Source organism: Streptomyces sp. NPDC030799, from assembly GCF_055572255.1.
In genome coordinates this window covers 223716-238999 of the sequence record NZ_JBVIDS010000017.1, presented here as the reverse complement: position 1 = coordinate 238999, position 15284 = coordinate 223716, and the positions used below count along the sequence as shown (strand labels likewise).

The window sequence follows — 15284 nt, the reverse complement described above, 5'->3', positions numbered from 1 at the left end:
TCCTCGCCCGCGCCGTGGCGAACTGGGCGTTCCGCACCTATCGCCGCAAGCCCCTCATCATCCCCGTCATCATCGACGCCTGAGCCATAGCCCGGGCAGGCGTCCGGGGGCGGACGCCGATGTGCACGAGGTGAAACCCGGCGACGAGTCGGTCCTGATGTCCAGCCTCATCACCGGCCCACCGGGTCGGCCCGGGCGGCCCGGTGGCGAGCGCTGCGCCGGGCATCCCGCAGCACCTCCAGCTGCTGACCTGCCGCCCGAGCAGCAAGATGACGGCCACGGGCATCAGAAACGCGGACAGCCCGGTGTACCGGCCAAAGGAGGAGAGAAAGTCCGTCAGACATGACGCTCATTTGACGCTCCGGCCGCCTCACAGCCCGCGCCCAAGGCAGGAGAACCCCATGTGACCTGCAGCTTCCCCTACCGTCCACACACCTTGTGACGTGTTTTCGATGACGCATCACGTGGAGTGCGTGGCGATTCTGGATCCTGCGGACAAGCGCGCCTGACCTCGGGTTGGTGAGCCAGGCGCTTGTAACAATCAGGCGGCGACGAGCTCCTGCTCACGGTCCGGCGTCTTGACCTCGGGCTTCTTGTTCGGCAGCGAGAGCCGGAAGACCTTGCGCCACGCGGAGAACACCTGTTTGGGCAGCGGTCCGGTGACGTACTCCAGCTCGTACTTCTCGAACAGCGCGCGCACCTTCAGCGCGACCTCGGCGTACCGGTTGCTCGGCAGGTCCGGGAAGAGGTGGTGCTCGATCTGGTGCGACAGGTTGCCTGTCATGAAGTGCATGGCCCTGCTGCCGCTGATGTTCGCCGAGCCCATCATCTGGCGCAGGTACCACTGGCCGCGCGTCTCGTCCTTGATCGACCGGCGCTCGAAGACCTGTACGCCCTCGGGAAAGTGCCCGCACATGATCACGGAGTGGGACCAGATGTTGCGGACCAGGTTCGCGGTGAACGTGGCGGCGAGCGTGGTGAGGAACGACGGGCCTGACAGCAGCGGGTGGATCACGTAGTCCTTGAGTACCTGCTTGCGGATCTTGCGGCCCACGGCCTTGGCCCGCGCGCGGAACTCCGGGCTGTTGCGGCGGCGCTTGTGCAGGTTCTTGCCGAGCTCAAGGTCGTACGCTGCGATGCCGTACTCGAAGAAGCAGGCGTTGATGAAGTTCCACAGCGGCTGGCCGAGGTGGAACGGGTGCCACTCCTGGTCCTCGTCGACGCGCATGATGCCGTAGCCGAGGTCGTTGTCCTTGCCGATCACGTTGGTGTACGTATGATGCAGCTCGTTGTGCGAGTGCTTCCACTGGTCGGCCGGCGAGACGTGATCCCACTCCCAGGTGGTGGAGTGGATCTTGGGGTCGCGCATCCAGTCCCACTGGCCGTGCAGGATGTTGTGGCCGATCTCCATGTTGTCCATGATCTTCGCCACGGACAGACCGGCGGTGCCGAGCAGCCACGCGGGCGGGAAGATCGAGAACAGCAGCACGCCCCTGCTGACCAGCTCGAGCTTGCGCTGCGCCGAGATGACGTTACGGATGTAGGCAGCGTCTTTCTCCCCGCGGCCGGCGATCACCTCGTCACGGATCGCGTCCAGCTCGCGGCCCAGCTCCTCGATCTGCTCCGCGGTCAGGTGGGCGGTGGGGTCGATGGCGGTCAAAGTGCTCCTACCGTTCGATGTCACAGGGGCCCGCCGCGGCGGACACGCAGGTCTGGATGAGGACGCCCGGCTCGGCCTCGGTGATCTCGCCGGTGCGCAGGTCGCGGACGGCGCCCGCCTTGAGCGGTGTGACGCAGCCGAAGCAGATGCCCATGCGGCACCCGGAGGGCATGAGCACGCCGGCCTCCTCGCCGACGTCCAGCAACGGCGTAGCGCCGTCCGCGTCGACGGTCTTGCCGGTGGCGCGGAACGTGACCTCGCCGCCGTCGCCGGTGGCGACGACGATGCCGGGGCGGAAGCGTTCGGTGTGCAGGCGCTCTTGGACGCCGTGCCCGCTCCAGTGCTCTTCGGCGGTGTCGAGCAGGCTCGCGGGCCCGCAAGCCCAGGTCTCGCGCGCGGCCCAGTCGGGCACGAGTTCGTCGAGACGGGCGATGTCGAGCATGCCGTCTGTGTCGGTGTGCACCTCGATGAGCCGCAGCTTCTTGTCCGCGACCAGATCGTGCAGTTCGTTGCGGAAAATCACGTCCTGCGGCCGTGGCGCGCAGTGGACCATGACGACGTCGTCGAAGTCGGTGTCGCGCAGCATGCCCATCACGGGCGTGATGCCGCTGCCGGCCGTCAGGTAGAGCACCTTGGCGGGCTTGGCCTGCGGCAGCACGAAGTCGCCGGTCGCCTGGTCGAGTTGGATCAACGTGCCTGATTTCGCCCTGCGGACCAGGTGGTTGCTGACCTTGCCGTCCGGGATCGCCTTCACGGTGATCGTGACGCGGCCGTCCTGGCGGTTCGTCGGCGAGGTGATGGAGTAGGCACGCCACAGGCGAACCCCGTCGACGTCGACCCCGATCCGCACGTACTGACCGGCTGTGTGGCCGCGCCAGCCCCGTCCCGGCCTGATCACGACAGTCGCGGCGTCATCCGTCTCGGGGTACACGGCCTCGATGCGCCCACGCAGGTCGGCGCCCGCACGCAGTGGGCTGACCAGGTCGAGGTAGTCCGACGGCAGCAGCGGCGTCGTGACCATCTCCAGCAGTTTCCACGCCCTGCTGCGAAGGGCTGCACTCGTCATGACTCCAGCTTGCTGCGTCTCAGGGCGTAAAGTCCTGACCGTAGGACGTGAATCTGGTGGGTAGAATTGTTCGCAGGGAATAAAAACGTGAGTCGTGTAACCCAGAGGGCCAGCGAACTGGCCCTGGATGAGACGACGGTCACCGCACTTCGGGCCGCGCTGAAGACCACCGCCGACGAGGTCGTCCAGGCGATCATCGACGAGGTCCCTTCCTACGCCAACGCCCTTTCGGGCAGCATGGGCGGCACCATCCGCCGAGCCGTCCGCACCGCCCTCGGGTACTACCTGGACCTCGCGAGCGGGAACGCCACGGGCGGCGACGCCGGTGACGCAGCCTACGAGCTGGGCCGCGGCGAGGTGCGCGACGGCCGTTCGATGGACGCCCTGCTCAGCGCCTACCGCGTCGGCGCCCGCGTGGCCTGGCGATGCCTGGCAGCGGGCGCCGTGTCCGCAAGTCTGCCCGCCGCCGAGGTGGCCAAGTTCGCCGAGCTGACCTTCGCCTACATCGACGAGCTCTCCGCCGCGAGCGCCGCGGGCCACGCCGACGAACTGGCCGCCCGGGGCAGGGCCCATGAGCGCCACCTGGAACACCTGGCCCGCGACCTCCTCGCCGGCGCGAGCCCGGACGTGCTGCTGGCCTCTGCTCAACGGGCCGGATGGCAGCCTCCGGTTACGCTGACGGCGGTCCTGCTGCCCGCCGCCCAGGCCCGGCCTGCCTACCGCGCGCTCGACCCGAGCACCCTCGTCCTCGACGATCTGCAGGACGCCACCGGTGTGCTGCTCGTCCCCGATGCCGACCGATCACATCTCTTGCGGCAGCTGACCGACCGCACCGCAGTGGTCGGCCCGGCCCGGCCCTGGACTCGTGCGTCCGCCTCGTACGCACGAGCCCTTCGCGCGCGCTCCCTCTCCTCTGATATCCGCGACACCGAGGACCACCTGCCCGAGCTGGTGCTGAGCGCCGACGTGGACGCGTACGCAGACCTGCGTGCCCGAGCCCTCGCACCGTTGCACACCTTGCCTGTCGCGACCGCACGGCGGCTGGAGGAGACGTTGCGGGCGTGGCTGCTGCACCAGGGCAGGCGGGACGAGGTGGCGGCGGCGTTGTTCGTCCATCCTCAGACAGTCCGGTACCGGATGTCGCAGCTTCGGGAGCTGTTTCCGGATCTCGCATCGCCACACCGGGTCCTTGAACTGACGCTGGCGGTCGGTCTTCGGGCCAGTTGACGCGTACTTCGACCGTCCACGAACTCCCGGCGGACCCCGGCATCGTGCTCGGTGTCTACCTGGACGTCCTTGCAGCCGGGACGGTTCGGGTGAGCGACGCGATCAAGGTGCAGCAGGTCGGCTGACAGGGAGCGTTCCACCACGAGTCGCCCACCTGCCGATCCGTCAGGCCCGCGTCTGTCACGACCAGCCACACCCGGTCGCGACTGAGTGGGAGTTGGCCGAGGAGGACGCCGGTCGCGTCGAGCAGGGTGTTGGCGCAGGCTGGAGCGACCGGGTGGAAAGGGCGGACTGTCGGCCGTGACGCCCGTTTGCCTCCCTGGGCGCCCACATGCATGGCGATGGGCCAGGAAATGGGATCTGACCTCGGGTTTTCCGAAGATCGCTCAGGTCGACATCTTTCCGATGACCCACCAGGTCGGTGTGCCGCGATTGAACCGGTCGCGAAGAGCTCCTGGACGGTTGTGGGCGCCCAAGGTGCGGTGCGGGCGTTCAGTAGGTGGGACCGTAAGGGCTCCAGTGCCCGAGGAGGGGTTTCAGTGGGCGAGCTGATCACTCCAGTGCTGTCACCGGGGGCGGCCGGAGCGATCCGGCCGCCCTGGACTCGCGGATCAAACCGGGACGTGCACGGGGGCGTCGGGGCCGATGCGCTCTGCGACCATCTGCCGAAAGTGCGCGCACTGAGTGAAGTCCTCGTGACCACAGTCGAGCGCGCACTCGATGAGTTCCAGCGACGCCTGCGCGGCCGCGATACGGGAGCGCAGGGCCTCCGCCTCCTCGCGCAGAAGCTCGCGTCGTTCCGCGGGATCGGCCGTGGCGGACAGGGAGCGGATGGTGTCCAGGGACAGCCCGGCTTCCTTGGCGCGCAGGATGACGGCGACTCGGGTGAGATGAGCGGCTTCGTAGCTGCGGTGGCCGGCGGCGTCGCGTGAGGGGGCCAGGAGACCCATCGCCTCCCAGTGGCGCAGGACGTGCGTGGCCAGACCGAAGCGTTCCGCCAGGGCGCCGATGCTGAAGAGCCTGCCCTCGTCGGCGACAGGCGTCGGGTCGTCGCTTGACTTCATGCCGACATTAAGTCGCAGCCTGGCGCACATGACCAAGAGTACGGAACCGACACAGTCGTCGACGGACCAACTGATCACGCTGCTCGACGCGGCCGACCGGCTGCCAGGGGCCGCAGAACTCCGCGTGCGCACTTACGAATTGCTCGCCGCCGCGCCCGGAACGCCCGTCGTGGACGTCGGGTGTGGAGCCGGGCGTGCCGTGGCGGAGCTCGCCGAGCGGGGAGTGAAGCCCGTCGGCGTAGACCCGGACGAGCAGATGATCGCCGTTGCCCGCAGCCGGTGGCCAGAAACGGACTTCTGGGTCGCCGGAGCGTACGAGCTGCCGCTGGCCGACGCCTCGATGGGGGGTTATCGGGCCGACAAGGTGTTCCACGAACTGCCCGAGCCGGGGACGGCGCTGGTGGAAGCCCGCCGGGTTCTCGCGCCCGGTGGCCGGATCGTGTTGATCGGGCAGGACTGGGACACCTTCGTCATCGACTCCGCAGACCCGGCACTCACTCGCACGATCGTGCACGCCCGAGCCGACCTGACCGCAGGCCCGCGCGCCGCCCGCCAGTACCGCAATCTGCTGCTGGACGCCGGCTTTCACGATGTGACGGTCGAGGTGCACACCGGTGTTTTTTCCGGGCCGATGATGCTGCCGTTGCTGGCCGGACTGGCCGAGGGCGCCTGGTCCGCGGGCGCCGTCACGCGCGAGCAGACGGACGGCTGGATCGCCGAGCAGCGGGCACGGGCCGAAGCCGACCGGCTCTTCCTGGCGCTCCCGATGTTCGTGGCCGCCGCCACCGCACCACGCTGAGGCGGCGACAGCATGCTCAGGCCCGCGCCGCGGCGGCCCCGTCCAGGCCCGCGCCGTCGGGTCGGCGGGCTCGCTGTGCCTGCTGCACCCGCCATCCGTATCGCGTGATACCGCGCGGCTTGTAGATCGACAGGGCCGTGGTCGTGAGCAGGACGGCCACGGCAGCGGCGGCGTCGAACACAAGCTGGACCCTCATCCCGTCGAGGTCGGTGCCGGACAGCGGTGCCCGTGCCGCCGCGTCCGCCACTCGGTCGGCAACCTGCATGTGCAGCAGCAAGAGGAACTAGCGACGACCGTCAGGGCAAGCTTCACCAGCACCCGGTAGTGGCGGAACAGCCCCCATGTGGTGCCCAGGGATTGGACGAGTCCCGTTAGCAGCGAGGCGAAGGCCAACGGCACGATCACGTACCAGCCCGTCACGTCCATGGCGGCGTATGCGCCGTGTACTCGCTCGGCGTCCTGCCCGCTGAGGCCGACGACGTTCTCAGGCCGCGGCCAAGTCTCCACCCGTTGCGGGCGCTGTGCAGGTAGCCGCCCCGCGGGAGGTGACTCGGAAGGAACAGCGTGTCGGTGTCGGCGTACTGCTGGAGGATCCGCGTACGGGTGGCGGCGGATTGGTGGGGGTCGGTGCACATCGCTGCAGAGACGTCGGGACGGCGCAGTTGGAGGGGATGGTGGATCAGATCGGCGGCAAGTACGGCGCGTTGTCCCTGACTGGTGATTTCGACCAGGACATGGCCAGGGGTGTGCCCGGGTGCCGGGACGAGCCTGATCTCGTGGTCGATGCGGGTGTCTGGATCACACGGTTCCAGCTGTCCCGCGGCTCGGAGCGGCAGCACGCTGTCGACGATGTGGGTGGGCGGCCTGACGCCGTACGCGTGGGCGAGTTCTTCCCGGGTGATCAGGTAGCGGGCCATGGGAAACGTGGGGCGCAACCGCCCGTCCACGAAGGTGGTGTTCCAGCCGACGTGGTCGTGGTGCAGGTGGGTGTTGATCACTGTGTCCACGTGCTGCGGGCTGATCCCCGCCGCACTCAGGGCGGAGGGCCAGCGGGAGGTGAACCCGGCCCTGGGGCGGGGCCGGTCGGGCTTGGCTCCGCCGAGGCAGGTGTCGACGAGGATGACGCGTCCTGCTCCGAGGATGGCGAATCCCTGGGAGGCCATGCGCAGATGGGTGCGGGACGGGTCGCTGTAGGTGTCTCCGTGAGCGGTGAGCAGGTCTCGCAGTTCTCCGGGGTCCAGCTGCGGGTAGGTGGTGCGGGCAGGCAGTGCCGGGCCGACCGCTTCCACCAGGGGAACGACGATGCGGGCGCCCACCTGAACGGGGGCGGGCTGGGAAGGGGGCGGGACGATGGTGGGCATGAGTCTCCGTAGCGCACAGGGGATGTCGCGGGTGAGTGGGTCAGCGGGCGTGGGGGTTGAGGCTGTTCAGGGCCGGGAGGCCGTTGACGGCGAAGTGGATGGTCGCCATGACGAGGGCGAGGCCGAGGAGAATCAGCAGGATCGTGCGGGTACGGCTCACGGTTCAGCTCCTTCGCTGGGGGTTCACACAGTGCTGAGGGCTTGGCGGACGGTTGCGCGGGAGGCGCGTCGGGCTGCCGCGGTCCCGGCCACGGCGGCACCGGCGAGGGTGAACAGGGTCCACAGGGCGAGCGCCGGCAGGGAGAAGTCGTAGGGCAGGTCCTGCCGGAAGGCCTGGTTGCCGATGAAGTTCCCGAACACCCAGGTCAGGGGCAGGGTTGCGGCTGTCGCGATCACCAGGCTGAGTGTGGCTGTCAGGACGCCTTCGGTGAGGACGACGGTGCGGATCGCTGAGCCGGTGGCGCCGAGCGTGCGCAGGACGCCGAACTCGCGGGTGCGTTCCAGGACGCTGGTGCTCAGGGCCGAGGCGAGGCCCAGCAGCCCGACGAAACCCATGAGGATCGCGAGGGCGATCAGGGTGTCGGCCAGGACCAGGACATGTCCGTCCAGGGCCACCCGCAGCGTGTCCAGGGTGGTGGACTGCTGGACGCCCACCCCCGCCCGGGCCAGAGTGCGCTCGAGCCGGTCCAGGACGGACTGGCGGGTCGCCGCGTCGTGGCGGCCGGTGACGACGCGCAGCATCTCCGCCTGCCCCGGCCTGCCTGTGATGGCCGCGTAGTCCCGGTCGGTGAGATAGGCCGTGCCCAGGGTGCCGAAGTCGGAGACGACTCCCACCACCCGGCGGGTGACGGGACGTCCGGCGACGGTGAGAGTGATGCTGTCGCCGACGCCGATGCCCGGGGCCTGCTGGCCGGGGACCAGGTTGTTCAGCACCACGGCGCCGGTGTCGTCGGGCCGCAGCCAGCGGCCGGCCATGAGCGGCAGGCGCATCATGTGGGTGTCGGCGGACGGTGCCATGACCGTGAAGCTGTCGTGGCTCTCGTCGGGATAGACGTGGGCGACGTCCACGCGTCCGGGGTGGTGCACGGTTGTGGCGGTCCGGCCCCAGCCCTCGGCGTCCCGCACGCCGGGGGTGGAGCGGGCGAGTGCGGTGAGACGGTCGGCGGGGTAGGACCTGTCGAAGCGGATCTCCAGGTCGTAGCTGCGTTGCCTGATCCCCTGGCCCACCAGGGAGTTCCAGCCGCCCGCGGTGTTCAGGCCGGTGAGGAACATCGCGCCGGCGACGGCGAGCAGTCCGACGCTGAGCGCCAGGCGCCCGCGGCGCCGGAACATGTTGCGCAGGGCCATCATCCGGATGCGGCCGAGGCCGCGCAGACGCGTCAGGACCCGTTCGAGACGGCCGCCGGGAACAGCGATGTCGGCTCCGTGGTCGTCGATGGCCTGGCGTACGGTGATGCGGCTGCCCCGCACCAACGGCACCAGGGCCACCAGCAGTGGCACGCCGATGCCCGCCGCCAGGGCGACCGCGTAAACCCAGCCGGGAGGGGACGCGTCGGCGATGTCGAGGTTGAGCCGTCGCGCTGCCTGCCCGGCCAGGACACGCCCGAGGGCAAGGCCCGGTGCGAAGGCGAGCGCGGTGGCGGTGAGCGCGATGGCGGCCGCCTGGGTCAGGTACATCCTCAGGATCTGGCCGGTGCGGGCGCCTACCGCCTTCATGGCCCCGATCTGGCTGATCTGGGCGGTCAGCATGCCGCCCAGCATGGTGGCCACCAGGACGGACGACAGCAGCAGTGCCATCAGGCCGAACGCCAGCATCACGAACCCGACCATGACCATCTGCCCCTGATGGGGGTGGCGTCCCGGTGGCGGGATGTCGATGCCGCTGACGGGGTGGCCCTGGGCTTTCAGCCCGGCGGCGATGCGCTGGGCGGTGCGGTCGATGACGGAGGGGTCGTCGGCGGCGGTGGAGTGGTCACCCACGACGATGCGCACCTGGTCGAGCGTCCCGGGGAGGCCCAGTGCGGCCAGGGCCGCAGTGGTCGCGTAGCCGTAAGCGGTCTGCTCCTGCCCGGCCGGCGCGACGCCACCGTCGTGCACGGCCCCTGCCACGGTCATGACAGCAGGCACCCCACCGGCCGCCTGGACGACCACCCGCTCACCGGTGTGCACGCCGAGGAAGTCCAGCGCGGTGCGTTCCAGCAGCACAGCGCGCCGGGGTGGGGGCCAACTCCCCTCCTCCACTGCGACCTTGTTGATCCGCTGCGGATCGACCGGGGAGCTGACGAAGAGCACCAGGACGCGCCAGGGCCCGTCGCCGACCCTGATCCGCGCCTCCACGATGGCGCGGGCGGCGGCGTCCAGGACGCCCGGCTGGGCTCGTACGGCGGCGAGGGCGGCCCCGTCGACACCGCCGGGGACATGCAGAGTCGCCGAAGCCGGATGCGTGTCCGCGTAGTTTCGGGTGATCTCCCGGCCGATGACGGCTCGCGCCGACAGGAACGCGATCACCGTGAGCACGCTGACCGCGATGGCGATCGTCATCATGGCGATCCTGGCGCGCGTGGCCCACAGGTCGCGGGCGAGTTTCCGCAGCCGCAGGAGTGTCATGACAGCACGTCCTCTCGGGCTTCCCCGGTCGCGACGTCGCTGCTGATCAGGCCGTCGACCAGAGTGATCTGCCGGGTGGTGTGTCGGGAGACGTCGCGCTCGTGGGTGACCATCAGCACCGTCCGGCCGTCCGCCGCCAGCCCCGCGAAGAGGTCCAGCACGCCGTCGGAGGTGGCCGAGTCGAGGTTGCCCGTCGGCTCGTCGGCCAGCAGCACCGGCGGCTCGTTCGCCAGGGCCCGGGCGATCGCGGCGCGCTGCTGCTGTCCGCCCGAGAGCGCGGAGGGCAGCTTGCCGGCCTGGTCCCGGATGCCGACCCGCCCCAGCAACTCCAGTGCCCGAGCGCGACGCTGCCGCGTGGGGAAGGTGTCGCACAGATCCATCGGCAGCATCACGTTCTCGGCCACCGTCAGGGTGGGCAGCAGCTGGAAGAACTGGAACACCAGGCCGATCGCCGTGCCGCGCCAGGCGGCCATTCGTGAGCCCTTCAGCTCGTGGACAGCCGTTCCGCCGATGACGATCTCCCCGGCGGTGGGGCGATCGATCCCCGCCAGAAGGTTCAGCAGCGTCGTCTTGCCGCTGCCGGACCGGCCGACCACGGCGACGAACTCACCCGCGGCGACGTCCAGGTCGATGCCACCGAGTGCGGTGACATCGCCTGAGGGCATCGGATAGGTCTTGACGAGTCCCCGAGCGGCGATCGTCGGATCGCCTGTCTTGCTTTTCCTCATGCTCATACGTGGCACCGGCCCTGCTGGACGTTAGTCTGTTTCTGGACATCAGTTCACTAAGAAGTGAATGTCCACGAGCAGAGGCTGGACAAGAAGCAATCCGGGGCCGGTCGTCCGGAACCGAACAAGATCGGCCCGCGGTGTTCAGAAGGGCGGGGTGACAGTGGTCACAATGCCGGACCGCAGGGTCCGCCGTACTCGGCAGGCGTTGCGGAAGGCCTTGCTCGACCTCATGGCCGAGAAGGGGTACGAAGCGGTCACGATCCAGGACATCATCGACCGCGCGGACATAGGCCGCTCCACCTTCTACAACCACTACGTGAACAAGGACGACTTGCTGACGGACGGCTTCGCCAATCTCCGGACGCTGGTCGGGCGCCCCACGGACGGGAGCAGGGGATCACACCACGGGCCGCTGCGCTTCAGCCTGCCGTTCCTGCGCCATATCCAGGAGCAACAGGATCTGGCACGAGCAGTCTTCACCGAAAGCAGCCTGCGTCCCGTGCTCAAGCACATCGAGGAGCTTCTTCTCGATGTCGTCCGCGGCGACCTGCCGGCGAACACCGGCAGGGGCGTTCCCGCAGAAGCCCTCGCCCGTTTCATCGTCGCCGCCCACATGGCCCTCGTCGCATGGTGGCTCGCCCAGAGCCCGCAGAGCACGCCGGAGGAGGTCGACGAGATCTTCCGGACCCTGACCCAGCCCAGCATCGACGCCACCGGCTGAACGTGCTGGGGCCGGGCCGGTCAGGACAAGCACTCCTCAGCCATCAGGACGGCGGCCGTCGACGCACCCGGCGACGCCTCTTCGGCGGCTGCTTCTCGCCTACGACCCAGCAGGCCGTCCAGCACGTCGAGCACTACGGCTGGCTCGGCGCGAGGAAGATGGGCGGTGGAGCGCGCTCGTGATGACCACCACCGAGCCGTTGACCATGGTCGTACGGTTCGGCGCCTCCGCGCCGCCCCTGTTCCGTGCTCCACACGCCGGGCCTGCCGGCCCACACCCGCACCTCCGGGCGGCTCAACCCCGAGTGGCCGGGCTGCTTCGGCTTCGCTCGCGGCACAGACACGGTCCACGGGACGCTGCTGATCGAACCGGCGGAAGACTCCGCGCCGCCCGCCCCCCAAGGCGACGGCGCGGTCACACCTCCTGCTGCCCGCCGGCGGGCCGTGTCGGCGGGCAGCAACGGACTGTGGCCGAGGGGCCGGCGCCGAGGACGCGCAGGCCCGACCGCCCATGCGCTGTGCGGCGTCGTTGCCCCCATTGCGGTGTTCGGCGTCGAGCAGGGCGGAGCCGTCTTCGGTCAGGAGGTGGGTGCAGCGGTCCAGCACGACGTCGACGGCTCCCTTGACGTGGACGCGGACGCTGCCGTCGGCGTTGCTGTGGAAGGCGGCCGTGAAGCCGGCGGCCGGGTCGGGCCGTCTACCCACCACAGCCAGTCACGGCGAACGGCCCTGCGCTCCGGAGGCATGGAGCACCCCTGTCCACCGCAACCGACGCCTTCTGCTGACAGGATGGGCCCGACGCAGCCACTTCCGATTCCCTGCGTCCCATCAGCGTCCCGAATACCGCCCTCGCCCGCCGATCAGAGCGACCCGCAGGCTGCGAAACGGAGTTGGCGCTGGCGCATGCCTCGGCAGGGCGACGACCCGTGACCCGCCCTGCGCCACACCGGCTGTCAGCTGCGAGTGCGACGATCCGGCGCATGAATCGTGATGGTGGGAGCAGGCTCTGCACCACACCTCGGAATACGCGGACGCCCTCCCGCTGCCGGGCCACGGGGACGTGCTGACGCTCGGCGGCGAGCCGCAGGCCGTCACCTGGCTGCCCGACCACCTGGTCTTCGCGCGATGGTGCTGTGCGGACGACGACACGGCTCTCGCCGCCGCCGTCGCGCAGGCGGTCGTCGGTGACGAGAGCTGGGAGGACGAGGTCACTGTCGAGCTGACCGGCGGGCGGTACCTGCTGACCGACGCCTCGTACGAGGGCCAGGAGGTCGTCTCCAGCGGCGAGTACCTCCCCGTGGACCTGGCACCCGGACGCTACCGGGCCCAGTCCATGACCGTGCGGCCGGACGAGAATGCCGCCTTCCTGCTGGTGCGGCTGCTCCCCGCCTAGGAGCTCCCGGCCGGTGACGGTGTGCAGGAAGCGGATGTCCACGGCTGTCCGCCTCAACGGTGATCCGGCCGTTGACCAGACGGGCCGACCCGTCGTCCAGGACGGTCTGTTCGCTGCCCGGCGATGGCGGAGCCGTCTCGTCGAGCGCGCCGGGCGGACCCGTTGCGATCCCCGTGCCGCCGGCGCGGACCCGCACCGAGTGCGGGCCCAGGGCTCGATGCGCAGCACCTCGTGGGGGCGCACAGCTCCAGACCGCCGGTGTGCAGGGTGAAGGTGGGCATACGGTCTCCTCAGCGGATGGGGACGGCGGAATCGTCGAGGACCAGAGGCGACAACTTCGGTCAGCCCTCGGAACACGCGAGGCGGATCATGTTCCAGGAGAGTGGCTCGAGTTCGGCCTGCAGGACCCCGCCCGTGACGATGGTGCCAGTGGCGGGGTGCGGGGCGACACGGTCCGGCTGGTCCGCCGTGTTGCGGGCCTCGGGGTCGGCGTCGGCCAGGACCAGGTGCTCCACCACGGCAGGGGCCTCGACGCCCCGAAGGTCGATCTCCAGCGGCAGGGGCGCGTCCTGGCCGCGGTTGACGGCGAAGACGGTGACGGCACCGGTCTCATCGTCGGTAACGGCGGTGGCGTGCAGCAGCGGGACGTCGCCGAAGCGGGCGGTGGGGTAGGTGGGGCTGTCCACCTCGACCCGCAGGACTCGGCCGCGTCCGTGCGCCGACGCCTGCGCGAAGGGGAAGAACGTAGTTTGCCGCCAGGCCGGTCCGCCCGGTTCGGTCATGATCGGCGCGATGACGTTGACGAGCTGGGCGAGCGAGGCAGCGGTGACCCGGTCGGCGTGCCGCAGCAGGGCGATGAGCAGCGAGCCGAAGACCACGGCGTCGGTGACGGTGTAGACGTCCTCCAGGATGCGTGACGCCTGCTGCCAGTCCTCCACCGGGTGCGGATTGGGCCGCTGCTGATACCAGACATTCCACTCGTCGAACGACAGGTTGATGCGCTTGGTGGCCTTGAGGCGGGCTCGGACGTGGTCGCAGGTGGCGACGACCGACTCGATGAAGTGCTCCATGTCCACGGCGGAGGCCAGGAAGGAGGCGCGGTCGCCGTCGATCTCCTCGTAGTAGGCGTGCAGGGAGACGTGGTCGACGAGGTCATAGGCGGCTTGCAGGACGGTCGACTCCCAGGCGGCGAACGTCGGCATCGAGGAGCTGGAGCTGCCGCAGGCGACCAGCTCCAGACCCGGGTCGAGCTGTCGCATGGCGCGGGCGGTCTCGGCGGCGATGCGGCCGTACTCCTCGGCGGTCTTGTGGCCCGTCTGCCAGGTCCCGTCCATCTCGTTGCCAAGACACCACATCCTGATGCCGTACGGCTCCTTGCTCCCGTGGGCGGCACGGCGGTCGGACAGTTCGGTGCCACCCGGGTGGTTGCAGTACTCCAGCAGCCGCAGGGCGTCCTCCACCCCGCGGGTGCCCAGGTTCACCGCCATCATCGGTTCCATGCCGGTCTTGGCGCAGAAGTCCATGAACTCGCCGAGGCCGAACTCGTTGGTCTCGGTGGACTTCCAGGCCAGATCCAGGCGGGTGGGTCGCTCCTCGCGCGGGCCGACACTGTCCTCCCAGCGGTAACCGGAGACGAAGTTGCCGCCCGGGTAGCGCACGGTGGTGACGCCGAGCTCGCGGACCAGCTCCAGGACGTCCTGCCGCAGGCCGTCCCCGTCGGCCATGGGGTGGCCGGGCTCGTGGACGCCGGTATAGACGCAGCGGCCGAGGTGCTCGACGAACGATCCGTACAGACGGGGGTTGACGCTGCCGACGGCGAAGGCCGGGTCGAGGGTGAAGCGTGCGGGGGTGGTGCCGGGGTCGGACATAGCTGCCTTTCGGACAGGTCGAGAGAGGCTGATGCCGCTGGTCAAGGGGTTCGGGCCCCTGCCGTACGGGGAGTGGAGCAGGCCGGTGCGCACGCCGAAAACCGAGCGCGGCAACGCGAGGAGAGGGCGCGCCGGGCGCACCGGCCGGTGAGGCGGCGACGGATCGGTCAGGGGTGCAAAGCGGGCTGTGCGCTCAGCCCTTGACTGCGCCGCTGAGCAGGCCGGACATGATGTGGCGTTGTAGGGCGAGGAAGAAGATCACCATGGGGACCAGTGCCATGACGCTGAGGGTCAGGAAGGCCGGCCCCACATCGTCTGGAAGACTGCGACGGTGGCCAGGATGGGCCGGATCAGCGGCAGCACGACCCGCCAGAAGATCTGCCACGGACCGCAGCCGTCCAGCCGGGCGGCCTCGATGACCTCGAACGGCAGGGTGGCCATGTAGCCCTGGATGACGAACCAGCAGAAGACAGATCCGCCGCTGTAGACGAGGACGAGTCCGTTCAGGCTGTTGACCAGGCCCAGTTTGACGAAGATCTGGCAGGCCGGGATGAGCGTGCACTGGGCGGGCACGACGAACGCGAGCAGCAGGAGTTTGCCGAAACGCCGGTTGACCTTCGTGGGCCGCATCGTCAGGGCGTAGGCGGCCATGGCATCGATCAGCACCGTCAGGCCCACCGAGAGCGCCGTGACGTAGAGGGTGTTCGCGAACGCCGCGAGCACCGGGACCTGGTGGAGGCCCCGAGTGTAGGTGGAGAAATCCGGAAGCCGCACCGTAGGCCGTCATC

Annotated in this window: 15 protein-coding genes; 5 read left to right on the top strand and 10 right to left on the bottom strand. The window is 69.6% G+C overall.

The genetic code is table 11. From position 1 onward, the window contains the following. Positions 1 to 541: 541 nt before the first annotated feature. Both ACZ41I_RS36090 and ACZ41I_RS36085 read right to left on the bottom strand, forming a co-directional pair. Positions 542 to 1660, bottom strand: coding sequence for a fatty acid desaturase family protein (locus ACZ41I_RS36090; RefSeq protein ID WP_468516099.1), 1119 nt, complete (start codon positions 1658 to 1660; stop codon positions 542 to 544). 7 nt (positions 1661 to 1667) lie between these two features. Further along, positions 1668 to 2726: a ferredoxin reductase gene (locus tag ACZ41I_RS36085; protein ID WP_468516098.1), complete on the bottom strand. Its 1059-nt coding sequence runs from the start codon at positions 2724 to 2726 to the stop codon at positions 1668 to 1670. Positions 2727 to 2813: 87 nt separating this feature from the next. On the opposite strand from ACZ41I_RS36085, the gene ACZ41I_RS36080 reads away from it, so the two are divergent. Both ACZ41I_RS36080 and ACZ41I_RS36075 read left to right on the top strand, forming a co-directional pair. Further along, positions 2814 to 3953, top strand: a complete 1140-nt coding sequence (locus tag ACZ41I_RS36080) for a PucR family transcriptional regulator (protein WP_468516097.1) — start codon at positions 2814 to 2816, stop codon at positions 3951 to 3953. After that, the gene (locus ACZ41I_RS36075; protein WP_267911787.1) at positions 3950 to 4078 is read left to right on the top strand and encodes a hypothetical protein; all 129 of its coding nucleotides are present in this window, start codon (positions 3950 to 3952) and stop codon (positions 4076 to 4078) included. The genes ACZ41I_RS36080 and ACZ41I_RS36075 overlap by 4 nt, the downstream gene beginning before the upstream one ends. 486 nt (positions 4079 to 4564) lie before the next feature. Here the strand turns inward: ACZ41I_RS36075 and ACZ41I_RS36070 are convergent, their stop codons facing one another. Continuing rightward, positions 4565 to 5017 (bottom strand): MerR family transcriptional regulator, encoded by a 453-nt coding sequence (locus tag ACZ41I_RS36070; RefSeq protein WP_468516096.1) that lies wholly within the window; start codon positions 5015 to 5017, stop codon positions 4565 to 4567. Between the two features lie 28 nt (positions 5018 to 5045). Here ACZ41I_RS36070 and ACZ41I_RS36065 point away from each other — a divergent pair, with 28 nt between their 5' ends. Beyond that, entirely contained in the window at positions 5046 to 5816 is a 771-nt protein-coding gene (locus ACZ41I_RS36065) for a methyltransferase domain-containing protein (protein ID WP_468516095.1), read from the top strand. Between the two features lie 16 nt (positions 5817 to 5832). Here ACZ41I_RS36065 and ACZ41I_RS36060 read toward each other — a convergent pair whose 3' ends face one another. From ACZ41I_RS36060 to ACZ41I_RS36045, 4 genes are all read right to left on the bottom strand, one after another. Beyond that, on the bottom strand, positions 5833 to 6081 hold the full coding sequence (locus ACZ41I_RS36060) for a hypothetical protein (RefSeq protein ID WP_468516094.1): 249 nt from the start codon (positions 6079 to 6081) through the stop codon (positions 5833 to 5835). 151 nt (positions 6082 to 6232) lie between these two features. Then, a complete protein-coding gene (locus ACZ41I_RS36055) occupies positions 6233 to 7177 on the bottom strand; it encodes an MBL fold metallo-hydrolase (RefSeq protein WP_468516093.1) in 945 nt (314 codons plus the stop codon). A gap of 183 nt (positions 7178 to 7360) precedes the next feature. Next, positions 7361 to 9784: an ABC transporter permease gene (locus tag ACZ41I_RS36050; RefSeq protein WP_468516092.1), complete on the bottom strand. Its 2424-nt coding sequence runs from the start codon at positions 9782 to 9784 to the stop codon at positions 7361 to 7363. After that, complete coding sequence (locus tag ACZ41I_RS36045; RefSeq protein WP_468516091.1) at positions 9781 to 10518, bottom strand: ABC transporter ATP-binding protein; 738 nt, start codon at positions 10516 to 10518, stop codon at positions 9781 to 9783. The genes ACZ41I_RS36050 and ACZ41I_RS36045 overlap by 4 nt, the downstream gene beginning before the upstream one ends. A gap of 166 nt (positions 10519 to 10684) precedes the next feature. Between ACZ41I_RS36045 and ACZ41I_RS36040 the strand changes: the two genes are divergently transcribed. Next, positions 10685 to 11236, top strand: coding sequence for a TetR/AcrR family transcriptional regulator (locus ACZ41I_RS36040; protein ID WP_468516090.1), 552 nt, complete (start codon positions 10685 to 10687; stop codon positions 11234 to 11236). A 20-nt stretch (positions 11237 to 11256) separates the two neighbouring features. Here the strand turns inward: ACZ41I_RS36040 and ACZ41I_RS36035 are convergent, their stop codons facing one another. Next, on the bottom strand, positions 11257 to 11841 hold the full coding sequence (locus tag ACZ41I_RS36035) for a hypothetical protein (protein ID WP_468516111.1): 585 nt from the start codon (positions 11839 to 11841) through the stop codon (positions 11257 to 11259). A 400-nt stretch (positions 11842 to 12241) separates the two neighbouring features. Between ACZ41I_RS36035 and ACZ41I_RS36030 the strand changes: the two genes are divergently transcribed. Beyond that, positions 12242 to 12628, top strand: coding sequence for an Imm21 family immunity protein (locus ACZ41I_RS36030; protein WP_468516110.1), 387 nt, complete (start codon positions 12242 to 12244; stop codon positions 12626 to 12628). Positions 12629 to 12969: 341 nt separating this feature from the next. Here the strand turns inward: ACZ41I_RS36030 and arfA are convergent, their stop codons facing one another. Continuing rightward, complete coding sequence (gene arfA, locus ACZ41I_RS36025; RefSeq protein ID WP_468516089.1) at positions 12970 to 14496, bottom strand: arabinosylfuranosidase ArfA; 1527 nt, start codon at positions 14494 to 14496, stop codon at positions 12970 to 12972. Positions 14497 to 14787: 291 nt separating this feature from the next. Beyond that, positions 14788 to 15219: a carbohydrate ABC transporter permease gene (locus tag ACZ41I_RS36020; protein ID WP_468516088.1), complete on the bottom strand. Its 432-nt coding sequence runs from the start codon at positions 15217 to 15219 to the stop codon at positions 14788 to 14790. Between the last annotated feature and the right edge of the window lie 65 nt (positions 15220 to 15284).